This window comes from Nostoc sp. ChiQUE01b (assembly GCF_034531255.1).
Classification (GTDB): Bacteria; Cyanobacteriota; Cyanobacteriia; order Cyanobacteriales; family Nostocaceae; genus Nostoc.
This window is the reverse complement of record NZ_JAVRBM010000068.1, coordinates 1-15,174: the sequence shown is the minus strand read 5'-3', so window position 1 is coordinate 15,174 and position 15,174 is coordinate 1. Positions and strand designations below refer to the sequence as shown.

The window sequence follows — 15,174 nt, the reverse complement described above, 5'->3', positions numbered from 1 at the left end:
ATTGCCTAGATAAGTGGTGCATTAGCCATTACTGACGCTGCTGTTCGCCGTTGCTCAACCTCGCCGTGGCTCGCCAGCAGTGCTGCCAGCTTGTGCCGCATCAGTATGCCCGGTTTATCGGTCGCCATGTGTACCTCCTCGTTCAAATCGAGAGGCACATCGTAATCTATTGTTTCCAAGATTGTGCGATCTTCGTTGAATATCAAACCCTCATGAGTAATTATATCTGCTGCTTTTGCCTCAGCTTCGGTGTCGTTGCGGAACAAGAAGCGTACCATTTGGCAACTGGAATCATTGATGGGCGTTGCATACGTTATGCTCACCTGTACTAATTCTTTACCGTCCATCATTTCTTGCAAATGCAAACCAAAAGGGATGCACCAGTTAATTTTACGTATTATCTTTATGGTTTTCTGTGAACTCCCCACGTTCTTTTCCATATGGGGATTGTTGTGCATAAAGAGAATGGACTCGAAGTAGAAGCCGCACTCCGTCTTTTCAAGCACGTTATGGGGAGAGGAAACCGGATTTTCGCGATCAGCTAAGGTTTGGTTGTGGACGAAGTGAAAGTGTCCATGATCGCATACGTTTTCTATTAGCCGCAGACCACTACAGTGCCATGTTTCGTAAAAGGCATGGATCTGGCGGTAGCCTGGATCTGCTGCCTCCGGAATGTTGAGAATTTCATCAAGACTGTCCCCAAGGCAAACCCAAGCGTAGCCGTAGCACTCCTGGCATTGAAAATTTTGGACGCGATAATTTTCAGGAATCGGGCTGTCAGGAGCCTGAGGCACCACGACACAGGAGCCTTCTGAGTTGAACTGCCAACCGTGGTAGGGACAGCGAATGTTCCCATCAACAACAATACCCTGCGACAAGGGTGTGCTGCGATGACAGCAGCGATCCCGGACAGCAGACGGCTTGCCGTCTGCATCAAGCCAGAGGACGAGGGGTTCCCCTAGGAGCGTGAATGATTGCGGCCCTCTCTGTAGCAATTCGATGGGAATGACTGGATACCAGAAGCGCCGGAGTACAGGTTGAGCTGTTGCAAGCATAGCTGTAATTGTTCTTTTTGATGAGTGTATAAAATAGGCTATCAGTTACTTGCCTAAGAGCTTGCACTTAACCGTAGAAACCACGGTTAAGTAAAAAGCACCGAAATAAATCTATATTTTCTTGTTACTCCAAATCAATCTCAAGTTCAAAATTCTGAGAATTCAAAACAGCCATAAAGCTTATAATCAAAGCTTTTCTCATAGCGCGAATGAGCGAATTCCAAGGAGACGCATTAAGCTATAAAAAACGAGCAAACCTTCTGATTCATGAGGGGTTTGTTTGCAGCATCGTCAATATTAATTAGAAAACTCGCTCTTAATGAATCGCCTCAATGATAAATCCCTCGTCTGAAACAGATAACTAGCAAGGTTTGCTCGTTTTTTACAGGTTTTTTCCACGGGATCGGTACTAGATTGTCGGGGGTGGGATAATCTGTTCGGCTCCTATATTCTCGGAAATCTGGTACACGTTACTAAATTCGTCACACACTATGTAGTAGCTACTGACGAACAAAGTCCACTGAGATCGCTGTTCATTAGTCCCCCGCCAACGGAACTCAAATGGGGAATCGCCCCGTTGTTTAGTTTCGCGGCGCATGTCTGACAAATCACTGAGATACCAATAGTCTGAGCGTTTGCGTTTAGTTGCACCAAGCAAGTCGGTACCAGAGATCAATGCAGCACTAGCTTCTGTGAGTACTATCTGGCGTTCGTCAGAAATGCGAACTATTGCGCCTTTGATGTTAGGGTTTTCAATCCACCTGATGATAATCGGGAGTAAAGACTGGGATAGCTTTAGATTGTCGAATTGAATTCCTGCTTTGGCAATAATTGGTGGTACTTTATTCATAACTGAGTCTTGGTAATCACAGTATTTTGTGAGAATTGCGTAGGGATTGATGGTAATTGGTGAGCAATAGTATGGAGGGGAATAAATCTCAACTTTCTGGTAGTTCCAGCTAATACATTGTTTCGATAAAAGGTAGCACTTTTGCCACGAAAGCACTCTTGCTGCCCTTTGACTTTGCACGTATATTTTTATGGATTTATTTTCAAAAATAACAGGGTAATGGATTCCGCATTCTTGAGTAAATAGTCGGACAGCTTCATCATTAATAATTTGCTGTGCAACCTTGAGTAATTCCATTGCCATTAGACAGAAACTCCCGAAGGTACATATCCTAACGTTCGTCTGGATCAATCAGTAGTACTTGAATCAATAAGCCAAGAGATGGGGGATTGGGTTGTTTAGCTTGGATAGTTGCCTCAATTCATTCTTCAGCCCCCGATACTTAGACATCAACGTGATTCGTGGCAAGTTAAAATGGAAAAAACGTTAAGCAGGCGCTAGCAAGACACCGAGGTTGGGACAGGACGTTTAGTAGTCCCGAACGTTTTTGAGAGACATGGTGTCATTGCACGCGGATCAGTTCTGATACCTGCACGAATGAAGTTAGTTTGGCTTACAGTTCCCTTTTAAGCGTGATTCAAACCTGTCCATAAAGCAAAGTAAAAGTAAGTCCAAGGGACAACTTTGCTCATGTCATGACTTTCGATCACAAGGTTATATTACCTTCTCTCATTCCGCTTACCCTTGAAATCGCTGTTTAAGAGGGGGGATATGAATGGTTAGGGAGATCCAACAAATAAAATGCACAGCCGTCGCTTTCGCCTTGAGGGCGAAAGCGCCTAGATATCTCGGTTGTGCCAAAAATATTATTGATACGGTGAGGCAGCGCGCAGAAGAGGGGGTTTCCCTCATGAGCGACTGCCGAACCCCGAAGGGGGTGGGCATTTTATTTTCTGGAAGTGCCTTACCTAGTAAAGCTCATTAATGTTTTCCATCAGACTAAGCACAATGTGCGATGTTAGTCTAGCTTTCTCAGCAATTTGTCATCCCCTTTGCTCTCCTCTTAAAATAATACACACCTTATGATAAGCGTTCTCTGATTTTTACTGTAATCATAATTTGAACAAAAGCTATCTGTGTTCTTAAGATACCACCACAAATATGATTTTGCAAGAAATTTTGCTGGTAAATTGGTTTTAAACTTATAACAATAAATACATAGTATGTAAACATTGTCAAGTTAACTGAGGGCTGATCAGGGCACTGGTCGGTTGTGTTGCAAAGATTGGGTCTGGTTTGGTAAAAAGGCAGAAGATAAAGTCAGCTTTAGGGACTTCCAATTAAAAAATATTCCATCGCTTTGAGGGCAGGGGAGCAGGGATCTCTTAGCAGGGGGAGAGAAAGTCGTTTTGATGAGCGTGAAATTGGATAATTTATTTTCTGGAAGTCCCTTCAAATAACTTCCATTCTAGCTCGCTCAATCCCTGAAAACGTGCAGCCATCAACTGATACACCCAACTCAAGTCAAAAATAGATTACCAGATTTTTATATTAGTGGGATCGGTTCGTGCCATTTTGGCTAATAAGTGGTATTTTAAGAACAGTTATTAGATTTTGTTAAAATCTTGCTTACATTAGAGGCTAGAGAGCGCTTATCAAAACTGTGTATCAAGCTGAGAGGAGATCAAAGGGTACGACAAATTGCTGAAAAAGCTGGAGTAGTGCATTCTGCTTGGTCTGATTGGGAGAATGGAAAGGGCAATTTAGGTGAAAGCAGTGCTCAACGATTAGCTGCCTATATTGGCACTACTGTTGGTGACTTGCAAATCTACTTAAATGCCGGCTATTCACTTGAGGAATATTTGCGAATTCCTCAGGTAAAACACCTAGGTCGTGAACCCACTCGATTAATCACCTCGGTTGAAGAGGTATTCGTATGGATGGAAGAACTCAGTTTATATGACTTAGCTCGAATAACGGCGAAAGGAGGTGAGATCATTCAAGAACTTGTTGCTGGTTCAAGGAGCTTAGATGGGAAGAAAAATCGTAATACCAAGAAAAAAGTAACCTATAAAATTATTGTTCAGTTAGTCAGGGAGCATCGCGCTGCTGCTCTTGAAGCGTTTCTCGATGCCGAAGTACCGAGTGCGTCAGAACGAATTGAGGCAATTATCCGAGGTCAACAACCTAACCCCTCAGAGGTTGCCTTATTGACCCAAGTACTACCGATTGATCCAGATGAACTTTATGATATGTACCTTCGGGAGTTTCCGTCTAATGACAATGGAGATAATAAGGCTTACGTAGAGACTGGACTTTAGACTAGTATACAGGCAGGGTTAGCGCGTCTCAAAGCCTATTGACAAGCAGACAAGTTTTGAGAAGCAATAGGGTTGGAAACAAGGTGGCATTATCCGAGCTAGTAGTCTGTCAAGGCTTTGTTGCATGAAACAAAAAAAGACACATCTTCTCTGGCGTTGCATAATTGAAGTATGAATTCAAGCGCTCGCTATGCAATGTCCAAGGTGTGAATCAGCTCATATCCGCAAGAACGGCAGAAAATATGGTAAACAAAATCATATGTGTGTGATTTGTGGTCGTCAATTTATCGATTCTTATGAACAGCAAGGTTATCCAGAAGAAATTCGCAGAGAATGTCTAGAGATGTATGTAAATGGCTCCGGCTTTCGTGCAATAGAACGAGTCAAGAAAGTACATCACACAACAATAATAAATTGGGTAAAAAAGGCTGGTAAATCCTTACCTAATAGCCCTGATTATGATGAAATACCCGAAATTACTCCTGACTTTTCACGGGATGTGGAAAGAGGAGATTGGTTCGCGAATGACATGACTTTGTTGGCGAATTCTTTAAAGTCAAATTTAGACGGCCAAAGTTGCGAAGCGAGAAATACTCTTGCCAAAATTATTAGCTTGGGTCCACCACTGCCAAACCCTAACCAAATTCATAGCAGCAGCCGTAATAATATGTTGTAGCCTAGTTTTTTCAAAACCCCGATAACGGCATCGACGCAACCCAAACGCTCTTGTGGCTTGAGAAATAGTTCCTTCAACACCAGATCGTGAAAGCATACTGCTCTTTAAATTCAGGCGTTTGTTGCCGCGCTCTTGCTTGACTGAGAGCTTCGTGCAATTCTTGAGGACGTAAAGTTAAGCCCCGAACGCCAGTTTTATCTTTCGTACAATCTAGACGTGATGGACAATTGTGACAATCAGATTTTTTAAACCTGACTACAAAAACTGGTTGAGAATAAAGATTTAAACGATTTGTCCAAGAGCTAGACAGTTTATCATGAGGACAGCGTACAACTTGTTGTGACCAATCTATTTCAAAATCTGCCAAACCAAAACCCTTTTGAGCGCGTGATTGCCATTGTGAATCAGCAGGAGCAGGACCAACTAAATCGACGTTATATTCTTGATTAGAATCTACAAGTAATTGAGCATCGATATATCCAGTATCCACCAAATGTTTTTCTGGTAAAATGTCTCGTTGTGCTAAATTTTGATGAAGTTCATCAACAACTTGATGGTCTCTATCGCTAGTAGGCGTAGTTTCCACATAGCTAATTAAGTAAGTGGGCGGGAAAAATCTCAGCCAACTTCTAAACAAGGTACAGAAACTGGGTTTGGAGCTTTATTTTCTAACATTATGGCTAAAATCATCTCTTTTGCCTGAAAGTCTTATGTAGCAAGGATTATTGTTTTATTCTCTGGTGAGAGTGATGAAAGAGCGTTAGTTTCTGGTTGGGAGCACAGCCACGCTTCAATGTCAGCAGCAGCAAGCTTTGCTACTTCTTGAGCTTCGTGCATGGTGTAGGTCATGGCTGTATCTCCTACCAGCAAGGCGTATTAGTTTATTATTTCACTTTCATTGCCAGAGCGTTAGCGCAGCTTAACGAAGTTATCGCCCTCACTTTGAGCGAATATCCTAGCTAAAAGCATTCAAGCGAGGAAAACTTAAAGAGTCAGTGACCCAAACAAGGTAAATGTGCTCCCGACGCATAGCGGCTTTTCGTCAAACATCGCCTGGTGATAGGTGGGTCGCTTCACCCTACACTTTCTTGATGAATAACCAAGCAATATAAATTATACAGATATCTCGTAAGCGCTCAGATTTATTCTTCAAACATTGCTAGAGAAAACTAATGGTATTCAAACACTTTTATAATTGCACTCAAGAATGCTAAACATTTTGAGGTTCCAAAGAATGATATATGCTGCGAAGACGCTTTAAAGCTCTTTCTTTGCGTTTACGCAATGTTGCTTCATTCGTAACTTCCTTACCTTGTAAAACTAGACGCAATTTAATTTCATTCCAAGAGAAATCTTTTACCTCTTTCAAAATCAAAATTTCTTTTTCTTCTGGCTCTAACTTTTCAAAAGCTAGCTTTACCCTTTTGAATAATTCCTCTTCAATTTCTTCAGAAACGGTAGGGCTGCAATTAACATGAGATTCAATCATGCTTTCATCAAACTGTGAAAATCTTCTTAGTTCTCGGCTCTGCTCTCTAATGATGTTATAGGCTGTTGCTCGAATCCAAGCTAAGGGTTTCTCAATCTGTTCGCCTTTTGCCATAAGTTTGATTCCACGCATATATGCCTCATTGATTACCCAAGTAGGGGTATAAAAATTACTGAGATTGAATTGGGCAAGGCTACGCTTAATGAAAGCTAACATCGAGTGGGCAGAAGAACTTCCAGAATCAAGTAAGACCCGAAATTCTTCGTCAAATGCCTTACGACCACAAGATAGCATCCGATTGCCTCCAGTTAACTAAGTAGGAAGTATTACGGCTTCTTATTCGTTTTTCAAATGAACTAACCTCTTAATAGATAGTGATAAAATGAACTTTTTGTGACTTTTGAATCAAATTCTCATCAAATTACCCTCTGAACTGTCACAAAAGCCAAACTTTTTCACTATTCATTATGTAAGGTCACAAAACTCAAACATTCTCACTGTATAATAGGAGGTTAACCAAGCCAAATATGTTCACAAACTGGAAATTAAAAGGATACTGCGTATCTCTAACGAATTCTACAACTAGATGGATATGTAAGTCCGAACAGAATTTGGTGATAAGGAGCTAGTACCAATGGTCAATTTTTATTTCTCAAAGGAAATTAAAAATCCAGAGTTACCATTAACTCATGAGCAGAAGAACATTATCCGAGAGTATTGTTCTTTAGCAAGTCTAAGCAGTTTATCAGAATCAGAAGCACAGCGAATAGCAGATATCCAAGAAATCGCTCAAATAGACCAAATACTTGATTTTTGGATAACAGAAGCCGACTATGTTATTGGTCAGAAATTAAAACTAATTAATGAAAATGAACAGAAAAATTTCCAAGCTAGATTAAGAGAATATCTAGTAACTGATTGTGGAAATTTGAAGCCAATTATTTTTCGGCATACCAAGTAAATTTGTTTGATAAACTAAGAACATAGTCATCACTATGTTCTTAGTTTGATAATCAGAACATAATTGAATAGCTACATTCTGCTGATTCAAAACTGAGACTACAAAATAACTACCACGCAGAGTATAGCTACTAGTGTTAAACAGTAAGAAGCAAACATTAAATAGGCAACAACCGCCGCCATTCCCTCAGTTTTTTGCTCTTTAATACTGCCGAGCTTCGATGCAAATGAATTAAATAATCGAAGCATATTTGTCGCTCCAGAATTATGTTTACCTTCAATAATTAGTGATAGTTGCTATTAATATGTGACTGATGTTGATACTGTTAATCACTGCTCTGCATCTTTGTATAAAAATCTCACAGGACGATGGCGTATGGCGTAACCGCCCTTTCCGGTGGCGATCGCCCTTACATCCCATAAAGTTGCACTCCTAGAGCGATGGCGTACCCGCCCTTTCCGGTGGCGATCGCCTTTCATAAAATCAAGCGAGGAAAAGTTGCACACTTTCTGGAGCGATCGCAAGAGAGAGGGCAAAACGCGATGCTAAGGGCGGGCGTAGCCATCGCACCTACAAAGTAAAATCCCCACACTCTTAGCAGGGACTCAGGATTACTCTAAGCAGCTATTAATATAAGGTCAATTAAGATACTTTCGGTTGCTGCCATAGGGCCAGCTTCAAAACAGAGCAGTAGCAAGCCCCATCACTGATTTGGTGTTCGTGTTCAGCTATCCAATCATAAATTTGTGCAGCCACTGCTAATGCCACTTGTTCACAGCGATAAAGCTTCGGGCTAGGGCAGAAAGCTTTACCATTGATGTGTACGGCGGCAATCTGCCAATAGTCGCTGCCTTCACCCTCTGGCATCACTTCTAAAAACCCGCTACTTTTTGGCGAGATTATTCCTATGTTCATTTGCAAGCCCGAACTCTAAAAACAGAGTACAACATCGAATTGCAGCAATTCAAGCCAGGAAATCAATAGGGTAAAGGGGCGATCACCTACGGTGGGAGGCGATCGTAGAAGCGTAGGTGATATTTTGCCTATTCTCAGTAACATCCAGGTATGCTTCATCTAGCGTAACTCCTTCCACTAAATCACTGTAGCGTTTGAATATGGCGTGGATTGAAGTAGAAATCTCTCGGTAAACGTCGAATCTCGGTCTGACGAATATCAGTCAGGGGCATTTGGCAAAAGCGGTTACTGACGGCATCGCGGAGTAAATACCAAACTTACGAGCTTCTAAACTTGCTGCTGCAACCACGCCTCGCTGATTGGGATTGCCACCAAAAACTAACGAATGACGCAGACTTGTCCGATATCTGGCTATTTTATTTGGCAAAGGTATTGACTTACGCACTTTTTAGGAATTCTTGGCGTTGTTGGCGTCTTGGTAGTTCGACAAATAACGACGTTCGGCGGGACGTGCTAGTAAAGTATAGGCGGCGTAAGAGGCGATCGCAAATGCTGCCATGACACCAGACATAGCGAACGCACTGTGCCCATCATAAAGGAAAGCCACTAACCCACTTGCTAGTGAGCCACCGAGCATTTGCAGAAATCCGACTACGGCGGCTGCAACTCCAGTACTTTCTGGTACTGGTTGGATGGCACCATGCATAGCATTTGGTGAAATGATGCCACGACAAAAGGTATTTAGCACCAGCAATGGCATGAGTGTTGCAACTTGGGCTGCACTACTCATTGACACAACCATAAGTACCACTGTGGAAACGACAGCGACAATTAAGCTAATACTGAGTAATCGTGAAGGTGGCACACCTTGGATACTCCAGCGCCCATTCAGGAATGAACCTACCATGATCCCAAAGGCAGTTGATGCAAATAGCCAACCGTAGATTGTAGTTGAGACACCAAAAACGTTGAGCATCACTAATGGTGAGCCGGCAACGTAGGCGAACATACATCCAAAGTTAAGTGCATTGACAAGGGCATAGCCAAGGCAAATGGGATTGGTGAGAATTTTTCTATAATTATTGATTAGCCGATGTGGTTTGATTGCATTTAGATCACGCTGAACAAGAGATTCACTTAGTCCAAAAGCAACAGCCACTACCAGCAGTAATCCTCCCACAGCTAGCACACCATAGATTCCCCGCCAACCTATGAGTGCCAAAACCCATCCACCGATTGTAGGTGCAATCATCGGTGCTACACTCATCACTAGGTTGACGTAAGAAAGTTGCGCCCGTGCTTCTGGGCCATCAAATAAATCTCGGACGATTGCCAGCGTCACCACCATGCCAGCACCAGCACCGGCACCTTGAACTAAGCGCCAAGCAATCAGAGTACCGATCGATGGTGCCGCAGTACAGACTACACCAGCCAGCGCAAAGATTCCACAGCCTGCGAGTAAAACTGGCCTGCGTCCATAACGATCTGAAAGTGGGCCAAAACCGAGCTGGGCGATCGCAAAACCAAGCATAAACAAACTAAGTGTTAGTCCCACCGCACCTGGTGACGTTCTCAGGGCCGCACTGATTGTCGGGAATGCTGGTAGCCCCATATCGATTGACAAGGGCGGTAGTGCAGAAAGCGCCCCCAGCAAGATCGTAAAGCCTAGAGATTTGGGTCTAATTCGCATTTTTTGAGTTCGTTAAAGGGGATTGGGATAGGGTGATCGTATCTAAAACCTTTGTTAATAAGTAGGGAATAATGAGATTATTTTTAACTGTGGACGACCACCGAGTTTTTCTAATGGAAACTCTCCTGCAATCAATTCCCATTGTTCACATAGAAAATTGCAGGTAACTTACGAGCTTCTAAACTTGCGGCTGCAACCACACCTCGCTGATTCGGGCTGCCACCGACGACTAACGGTTTGCCTTGGTAGCTCCCGGTTCTCCCGCTGTTCCACCGATGCGTAAAAAGCATCCATATCTACGTGAATTCTTTTCCTAGTTCTAGCGACAGATTCTTGTCCCAAGGGTAGCTCCACCACAAGCAGTCTCGCTTTTCACAGCATTTTCAAGGAAGTAAATACAATATTAGTTTGATAGTACACCAGCACTAGTTTAGAGATAAAATTACCTGCTATCGTTTTGAGCAACTGTCACCTGAAGAAGTGTTTGAGGGGGTACATAGTTTTTATGCCATCAAGCAAGCGAAGAAAGTTTTTTAAGTAGAAAAGAGCGTACCTGGAATTGCAACTATATTAAATATTAAACAGCTCTAATTTTATTAGTTCAAAAACATAAAAGAACACACATGACCACTAAAATAGATTTTCAAGGGAATATGGATAACGCAAGCATTCCATTGAATCAAAACAAAGAAGAAGTATTTCAATGGACAAAGCAGTGGTATCCAGTAGCAGTTGTGAATTTTCTAGATCCATCTCGCCCACATGCAATACAGTTATTAATACTGACAAATATACAGCCCCTGTGGTTGAGGTTGAGGAGAAATCAGTAATCACAATAGAACCTAGAGTTCCCGACTATATTCCATTGCTTGACAATCCTCCAGTACAATCGGTGGGCAACTCTGGCTGGCAAGTGTCTGATGTCTGGCGCGATATCCGTGTTGATGATTTCTGTAGTTAATTAAAGCAGGCAATTTGTATTCCCAAACGGTTGACCATCAAGGCGGTTGCAGTTATCCACGATCCGAATGTCAGAGATTGAGGAACAGGCACGAAGCCAGGGAGAAAAGTTTTCCCGAATGCATTCTTGTGCAGCCTGCCCCTCTGTCTCTTTGTTAAAACGATAATATGCAACCGCCTGAGCAACTTTTGTAAACTATCTTTGCCCTCAGTCAAAGCTATAGTTGAATCCTGCTTATAATAAGTTACGGCTAATTATAACTATAAGTTAGCACCCTGTAAGTGTGTATCGCTGAATTACGCATCAAAAGCGATACCAAAAACAAACAAAATTTATCGGCAGCGCAATAGTTTCTATTCTCGTTGCCAATATGCTCCTTCCGCGATCGCATATTGGTGAAAGTGTTGTGTCTGGGGTTCGTGTGTTTTAATCGTAGTTTTTGCCATATAAAAGATGGGTATCTTATTTTGTGTTGAAGTATTGTAATACGATGTAACTTAAAGCATAATGTGAGCAAACACCTTAGTTCATAGTTTCAAGCGTGGCAAAATTAACGATTCAGATACCGGATGAACTAGCCGAGCGTTTAGAACCTTTGCAGAGTCACTTACCCCAATTACTTTGGCTATTGTTGGATGCAGATGTGCAACAAACAAGCGAGCAGCCAAAAGTGAATGCACAAACTGTAGAGATTTCCGAAGTGTATCAAGAAGTGCTGGATTTCTTGATTAAACGCCCAACGCCAGAAGAGATAATTGCTTTTAAAGTTTCATCACAAGCGCAAATGCAGTTAGAAGCATTATTAGAGAAAAACCGTTCTGCTTCATTAACTCAGATGGAATTAGCTCAATTAGATGTTTACGAACAATTAGAACATCTAATGATTCTGCTAAAGGCCCGCGCTATGGAAAAGTAATGAAAATTTGATGGCCAGTACTTCAATTTCAACAGAACTTCGTAAGTTGGTAGTTAGTAGAGCGTCAGGACGCTGTGAATATTGTTTAATTCATCAAGATTTTTCAATATATACCCATGAAGTAGATCATATTCTTGCTCTGAAACATGGGGGCGAAACTTTGGCGAAAAATTTAGCTCTTTCATGTTTATCATGCAATCGTCATAAAGGTTCTGATTTTGCGACAATTGACTCTGCTACCGGAGAAATAGTGCCATTATATAATCCTCGCCGTCAGATTTGGGATGAACATTTCTATTTTGAGAGTGTAAGGATTGAGGGAAAAACTCAAGTAGGGCAAGCAACTGCAAAGTTACTTAAGTTTAATCTTCCTAATCGATTACTACAAAGGCAAGTATTAATAAGTCAGCAAAAATATCCTTGAGTATCTAAAGTTAGTATCTTTAGAAGAATTAATGGTATGAAAGCTAATTAATTTTTTTATAAAAGTTATAAATATTAGAAAATAAATATAAACATTAAAGTTATTTATTTAGTTTAAAGATGGATTATAGCGCAGATTCTTTACCTTCGATAAAACTGATACCATTGGATAGAAATCTATCTAGTGTGCAAACAACAAAACATAGAAGTTCTGTTAAAATTAGCACACCCACAGATATTCGATGGATAAAGGTGCTGGAATTTTTACGCAGCAATAACCTAGCGCCTAACAGTCGAAAATTGTACGAACGTGAACTAAAGAGATTCTTGGGATGGACGCAATTGCATTTTAATGAGTTACGCCCACGTCACCTTGGTTTGTACAAAGAATATCTACGGGATGAAGTAAGGGCTGATACAGGTAAGCCACTTTCAAAAAGCAGCATCAATGCAGGAGTCGCCGCACTTAAAAGCTTTTTCAAATGGATGTGCTACACGTATCCTGACATAATTACTACTAATCCCACACTGGGGATTAAATTGGAAAAAGTGCCACTGCCACCAGCCCAAAGTTTAACCCCAGAAGAAATGGAGCGGGTTTGGTCAGCGTTGGAATTATTGGGAGAAACAAAGCAACGGGATACAGCACTGGTTCACATTCTCAGTCATGGGCTGCGGGCTGGAGAAATTGTGGAATTAAATGTTGGGTCGTTTGATGGCAAGCTACTGTTTTTACCTGATACCAAAACCAACGAACCACGCTTAGTTCCACTAAAAAAGGAAAGCCGAGAAGTTTTGGCACAGTATTTGCGATCGCGACAAGAAAAGAGTGAGGTGTTAACTAGCCTTAGCCCACTAATGATTTCACACCATGCTTCATATAAAGGTGAACGCTTGAGTTATCACGGCATTTACTTCGCTGTAGAAAAAATTGGTGAAATAGCTCACATTGAGGATTTGCACCCTCACTCCTTTCGACATACTTACGCTACTGACTTATTGCTATTGGGAGTTGACCCCAGCCATGCACGAAAATTAACAGGACATCAAAGTGAGAAAGCGTTTCGACGGTATACCCTTCGCAGTGAACAAGAAGCGGCGATCGCTGCTTACTATCGTGCAATCGGAGAGGAAGTGGAGTAAGGTATGCCCAAGCCACTCGATCCCAAGTGTCAGTTATGTTCCAAACTACCAACTGCCCAAGCCAAGGTTTTACATGGAACAGCAGGGGACGGGTGTTGGAATCCCAAAGTCTGCCACAATCGCCGCTCATTCTATCGCCACCGCTCCCAGAAGAATTCAGCAGAAATTGATTCAGTAACAGTCGAACCACCAACAACATATTTTGCAGTGCTGTATTTGTGTAAGACATTCGCTTCTTACTCAATCTCGCCCGTCAAGGCATCCGGTTAGCACCTACTCAGGTATTCGACCACCTGAGAGCGTTTGACGGGTTACTTCGTTCCGATTAACAATACTGATACCTTTAGAGTGACACTCTTCACCGGGTTTATCGGGGGTGCTTACTGGTCAATATTCTATTTGCCAGTCCCTTAATCCTTTGCCTTTTGGCGTAGCATATCAGCCTTATTTTGCTACTTGACTCTCACGATGATTCAAACGTGTCTTGAAGCCAAAGCTTTACTCATGGATACCTTGCTCTAAAAACTACGCGTCCGGGTACATCTTCCATCTCGGCATTGGTTATATAGCTGGGCACACGAACTACTTCAAAGCCATCGACTAAAAGTTTTAGGCTTCCATAACCGTTATCAAAGCCAGCAGGAAAAATTTTTTGCAAGGTGTGAATGTTTGACATCTGCTTCAGCGTAATTACACTTTAATTTGTGAAAGTTATCTGTTCAAGTAATTTGCAAGAGCAAGAGAAACAAGAATAAAATAACTTACTCTTATTTTTCCAATCTCAAGAGCTTATCATAACCTTTTGGGGGCTAAGTGGGGTACAAAATGTCAACCAGTCAAATATACCCCATATAGCGCCTATATAGGGGCTATATGGGAGTTAAAATCCCAAAACAATACTTAACGATTGTTGGGGTACATATAGCCCCCATATAGCCCCCATAAGTCATTTTTGAAATCTTTTCTATCAACGCAGCAGAAATTAATTTAGATACTTGACTCTTTAATTTATTCTTTTTATTGATAATTTACTTCCCCGCAAGATGTAGCTCTAGAACGCCGATTCAGTAATCGGGAAACAAAAGAAAAATCAGCCCAGAGTGAAGTAAATAATGGAGAAGAAAAGAGAATAAACCCTGGCCAGCCAATGCTTATAACGACAAGCAAGCCTTGAGGGATATTTAATAACTGTACTTTAGACTAAGAAGCACAAAATGACTCAGGGAAGCTGACTTGAGAAAAAGCAATGCAAAAAATATAAAAAGTGAGAAATCAAGCAGATTTCTGTGCTGTTTTAGGTGAAGGAGAAGTACGCTTTTTAACAATGGGATAGCGAATTCTACGTTGGCGTTTTTCACCAGTCTTCCAACCGGAAGATTTACCTCGTGGTTTTGGCGCTTGGGCAGGAGTGGAAACGCGCATCAAAATCCCAGGCATCGCTTGTGCAACCCGTCCGGGAGTTAATTGAGTCATTGCTTTTTGCCACGGAAGCGGGTAGTCATTAACGATATCACGAGCCAGCCACAACTCCCAACTGATCACAGGCATGAGGTCGCTCCATCGGTCACATTGTTTGTTGAGGAGTTGACAACTTTGGTAGTGTCCAATGCAAGCGTTGTTTAATAAACCGATACCAGTGGTCAACCGCAAATCGTCGTAAATAGAGTTTCCACAGTTCAGATAAAAGCGGCATGTGTTCACCCACAAATGCCAACCACATTCAGTAGACCGAAAAGTTTTGCGATCGCTAAAAAATGGTAGTTTACGATACAGT

17 protein-coding genes and 4 pseudogenes are annotated in these 15,174 nt (G+C 41.9%); 8 read left to right on the top strand and 13 right to left on the bottom strand.

The genetic code is table 11. The annotated features are described in order from the left end of the window. Window positions 1-5: 5 nt before the first annotated feature. Window positions 6-1,055: an aromatic ring-hydroxylating dioxygenase subunit alpha gene (locus tag RMY63_RS31115; RefSeq protein WP_322732386.1), complete on the bottom strand. Its 1,050-nt coding sequence runs from the start codon at window positions 1,053-1,055 to the stop codon at window positions 6-8. 409 nt (window positions 1,056-1,464) lie between these two features. After that, entirely contained in the window at window positions 1,465-2,208 is a 744-nt protein-coding gene (locus RMY63_RS31110) for a hypothetical protein (protein ID WP_322732385.1), read from the bottom strand. 1,322 nt (window positions 2,209-3,530) lie between these two features. Between RMY63_RS31110 and RMY63_RS31105 the strand changes: the two genes are divergently transcribed. Beyond that, complete coding sequence (locus tag RMY63_RS31105) at window positions 3,531-4,226, top strand: helix-turn-helix transcriptional regulator (RefSeq protein WP_322732384.1); 696 nt, start codon at window positions 3,531-3,533, stop codon at window positions 4,224-4,226. 190 nt (window positions 4,227-4,416) lie between these two features. Next, window positions 4,417-4,704, top strand: a pseudogene (locus RMY63_RS31100) (transposase-like zinc-binding domain-containing protein); the annotation flags it as partial. An 84-nt stretch (window positions 4,705-4,788) separates the two neighbouring features. Here the strand turns inward: RMY63_RS31100 and RMY63_RS41955 are convergent. The 4 genes from RMY63_RS41955 to RMY63_RS31085 all read right to left on the bottom strand — a co-directional run bounded on the left by RMY63_RS41955 (window position 4,789) and on the right by RMY63_RS31085 (window position 6,505). Then, entirely contained in the window at window positions 4,789-4,998 is a 210-nt protein-coding gene (locus tag RMY63_RS41955; protein WP_416212565.1) for a transposase, read from the bottom strand. Beyond that, on the bottom strand, window positions 4,976-5,488 hold the full coding sequence (locus tag RMY63_RS31095; protein WP_322732383.1) for a transposase: 513 nt from the start codon (window positions 5,486-5,488) through the stop codon (window positions 4,976-4,978). The genes RMY63_RS41955 and RMY63_RS31095 overlap by 23 nt, the downstream gene beginning before the upstream one ends. A gap of 122 nt (window positions 5,489-5,610) precedes the next feature. Continuing rightward, a complete protein-coding gene (locus tag RMY63_RS31090; protein ID WP_322732382.1) occupies window positions 5,611-5,751 on the bottom strand; it encodes a hypothetical protein in 141 nt (46 codons plus the stop codon). Window positions 5,752-6,112: 361 nt separating this feature from the next. Then, window positions 6,113-6,505 (bottom strand): sigma-70 family RNA polymerase sigma factor, encoded by a 393-nt coding sequence (locus RMY63_RS31085; RefSeq protein ID WP_322732381.1) that lies wholly within the window; start codon window positions 6,503-6,505, stop codon window positions 6,113-6,115. Window positions 6,506-7,025: 520 nt separating this feature from the next. Here RMY63_RS31085 and RMY63_RS31080 point away from each other — a divergent pair. After that, on the top strand, window positions 7,026-7,352 hold the full coding sequence (locus RMY63_RS31080; RefSeq protein ID WP_322732380.1) for a hypothetical protein: 327 nt from the start codon (window positions 7,026-7,028) through the stop codon (window positions 7,350-7,352). Window positions 7,353-7,681: 329 nt separating this feature from the next. On the opposite strand, the gene RMY63_RS31075 is transcribed toward RMY63_RS31080, so the two are convergent. From RMY63_RS31075 to RMY63_RS31055, 5 genes and pseudogenes are all read right to left on the bottom strand, one after another. Next, window positions 7,682-7,858: a hypothetical protein gene (locus RMY63_RS31075; protein ID WP_322732379.1), complete on the bottom strand. Its 177-nt coding sequence runs from the start codon at window positions 7,856-7,858 to the stop codon at window positions 7,682-7,684. Window positions 7,859-7,994: 136 nt separating this feature from the next. Next, window positions 7,995-8,267: a hypothetical protein gene (locus RMY63_RS31070; RefSeq protein ID WP_322732378.1), complete on the bottom strand. Its 273-nt coding sequence runs from the start codon at window positions 8,265-8,267 to the stop codon at window positions 7,995-7,997. Window positions 8,268-8,349: 82 nt separating this feature from the next. Further along, window positions 8,350-8,694, bottom strand: a pseudogene (locus tag RMY63_RS31065) (DNA polymerase IV). A gap of 21 nt (window positions 8,695-8,715) precedes the next feature. Beyond that, on the bottom strand, window positions 8,716-9,957 hold the full coding sequence (locus RMY63_RS31060) for a multidrug effflux MFS transporter (protein ID WP_322732377.1): 1,242 nt from the start codon (window positions 9,955-9,957) through the stop codon (window positions 8,716-8,718). A gap of 131 nt (window positions 9,958-10,088) precedes the next feature. Further along, a complete protein-coding gene (locus RMY63_RS31055; RefSeq protein ID WP_322732376.1) occupies window positions 10,089-10,247 on the bottom strand; it encodes a hypothetical protein in 159 nt (52 codons plus the stop codon). 413 nt (window positions 10,248-10,660) lie between these two features. On the opposite strand from RMY63_RS31055, the gene RMY63_RS31050 reads away from it, so the two are divergent. From RMY63_RS31050 to RMY63_RS31030, 5 genes and pseudogenes are all read left to right on the top strand, one after another. After that, the gene (locus RMY63_RS31050) at window positions 10,661-10,918 is read left to right on the top strand and encodes a hypothetical protein (RefSeq protein ID WP_322732375.1); all 258 of its coding nucleotides are present in this window, start codon (window positions 10,661-10,663) and stop codon (window positions 10,916-10,918) included. Between the two features lie 541 nt (window positions 10,919-11,459). Beyond that, on the top strand, window positions 11,460-11,834 hold the full coding sequence (locus RMY63_RS31045; protein WP_322732374.1) for a hypothetical protein: 375 nt from the start codon (window positions 11,460-11,462) through the stop codon (window positions 11,832-11,834). Between the two features lie 10 nt (window positions 11,835-11,844). Beyond that, on the top strand, window positions 11,845-12,258 hold the full coding sequence (locus RMY63_RS31040; RefSeq protein ID WP_322732373.1) for an HNH endonuclease signature motif containing protein: 414 nt from the start codon (window positions 11,845-11,847) through the stop codon (window positions 12,256-12,258). Between the two features lie 119 nt (window positions 12,259-12,377). After that, window positions 12,378-13,400, top strand: a complete 1,023-nt coding sequence (locus RMY63_RS31035) for a site-specific integrase (protein WP_322732372.1) — start codon at window positions 12,378-12,380, stop codon at window positions 13,398-13,400. A gap of 3 nt (window positions 13,401-13,403) precedes the next feature. Beyond that, a pseudogene (locus RMY63_RS31030) lies at window positions 13,404-13,625 on the top strand (hypothetical protein); the annotation flags it as partial. 277 nt (window positions 13,626-13,902) lie between these two features. Here RMY63_RS31030 and RMY63_RS31025 read toward each other — a convergent pair. Beyond that, window positions 13,903-14,076, bottom strand: a complete 174-nt coding sequence (locus RMY63_RS31025; protein ID WP_322732404.1) for a hypothetical protein — start codon at window positions 14,074-14,076, stop codon at window positions 13,903-13,905. Window positions 14,077-14,672: 596 nt separating this feature from the next. After that, window positions 14,673-15,174 (bottom strand): annotated as a pseudogene (locus tag RMY63_RS31020) (hypothetical protein); the annotation flags it as partial.

Coding starts and splice junctions, on each gene's coding strand:
- RMY63_RS31055 (WP_322732376.1), bottom strand. CDS start 10,247: ATGCTTTTTACGCATCGGTGGAACAGCGGGAGAACCGGGAGCTACCAA.
- RMY63_RS31070 (WP_322732378.1), bottom strand. CDS start 8,267: ATGAACATAGGAATAATCTCGCCAAAAAGTAGCGGGTTTTTAGAAGTG.
- RMY63_RS41955 (WP_416212565.1), bottom strand. CDS start 4,998: ATGCTTTCACGATCTGGTGTTGAAGGAACTATTTCTCAAGCCACAAGA.
- RMY63_RS31115 (WP_322732386.1), bottom strand. CDS start 1,055: ATGCTTGCAACAGCTCAACCTGTACTCCGGCGCTTCTGGTATCCAGTC.
- RMY63_RS31060 (WP_322732377.1), bottom strand. CDS start 9,957: ATGCGAATTAGACCCAAATCTCTAGGCTTTACGATCTTGCTGGGGGCG.
- RMY63_RS31025 (WP_322732404.1), bottom strand. CDS start 14,076: ATGTCAAACATTCACACCTTGCAAAAAATTTTTCCTGCTGGCTTTGAT.
- RMY63_RS31050 (WP_322732375.1), top strand. CDS start 10,661: ATGGACAAAGCAGTGGTATCCAGTAGCAGTTGTGAATTTTCTAGATCC.
- RMY63_RS31110 (WP_322732385.1), bottom strand. CDS start 2,208: ATGGCAATGGAATTACTCAAGGTTGCACAGCAAATTATTAATGATGAA.
- RMY63_RS31085 (WP_322732381.1), bottom strand. CDS start 6,505: ATGGCAAAAGGCGAACAGATTGAGAAACCCTTAGCTTGGATTCGAGCA.
- RMY63_RS31090 (WP_322732382.1), bottom strand. CDS start 5,751: ATGACCTACACCATGCACGAAGCTCAAGAAGTAGCAAAGCTTGCTGCT.
- RMY63_RS31080 (WP_322732380.1), top strand. CDS start 7,026: ATGGTCAATTTTTATTTCTCAAAGGAAATTAAAAATCCAGAGTTACCA.
- RMY63_RS31035 (WP_322732372.1), top strand. CDS start 12,378: ATGGATTATAGCGCAGATTCTTTACCTTCGATAAAACTGATACCATTG.
- RMY63_RS31040 (WP_322732373.1), top strand. CDS start 11,845: ATGGCCAGTACTTCAATTTCAACAGAACTTCGTAAGTTGGTAGTTAGT.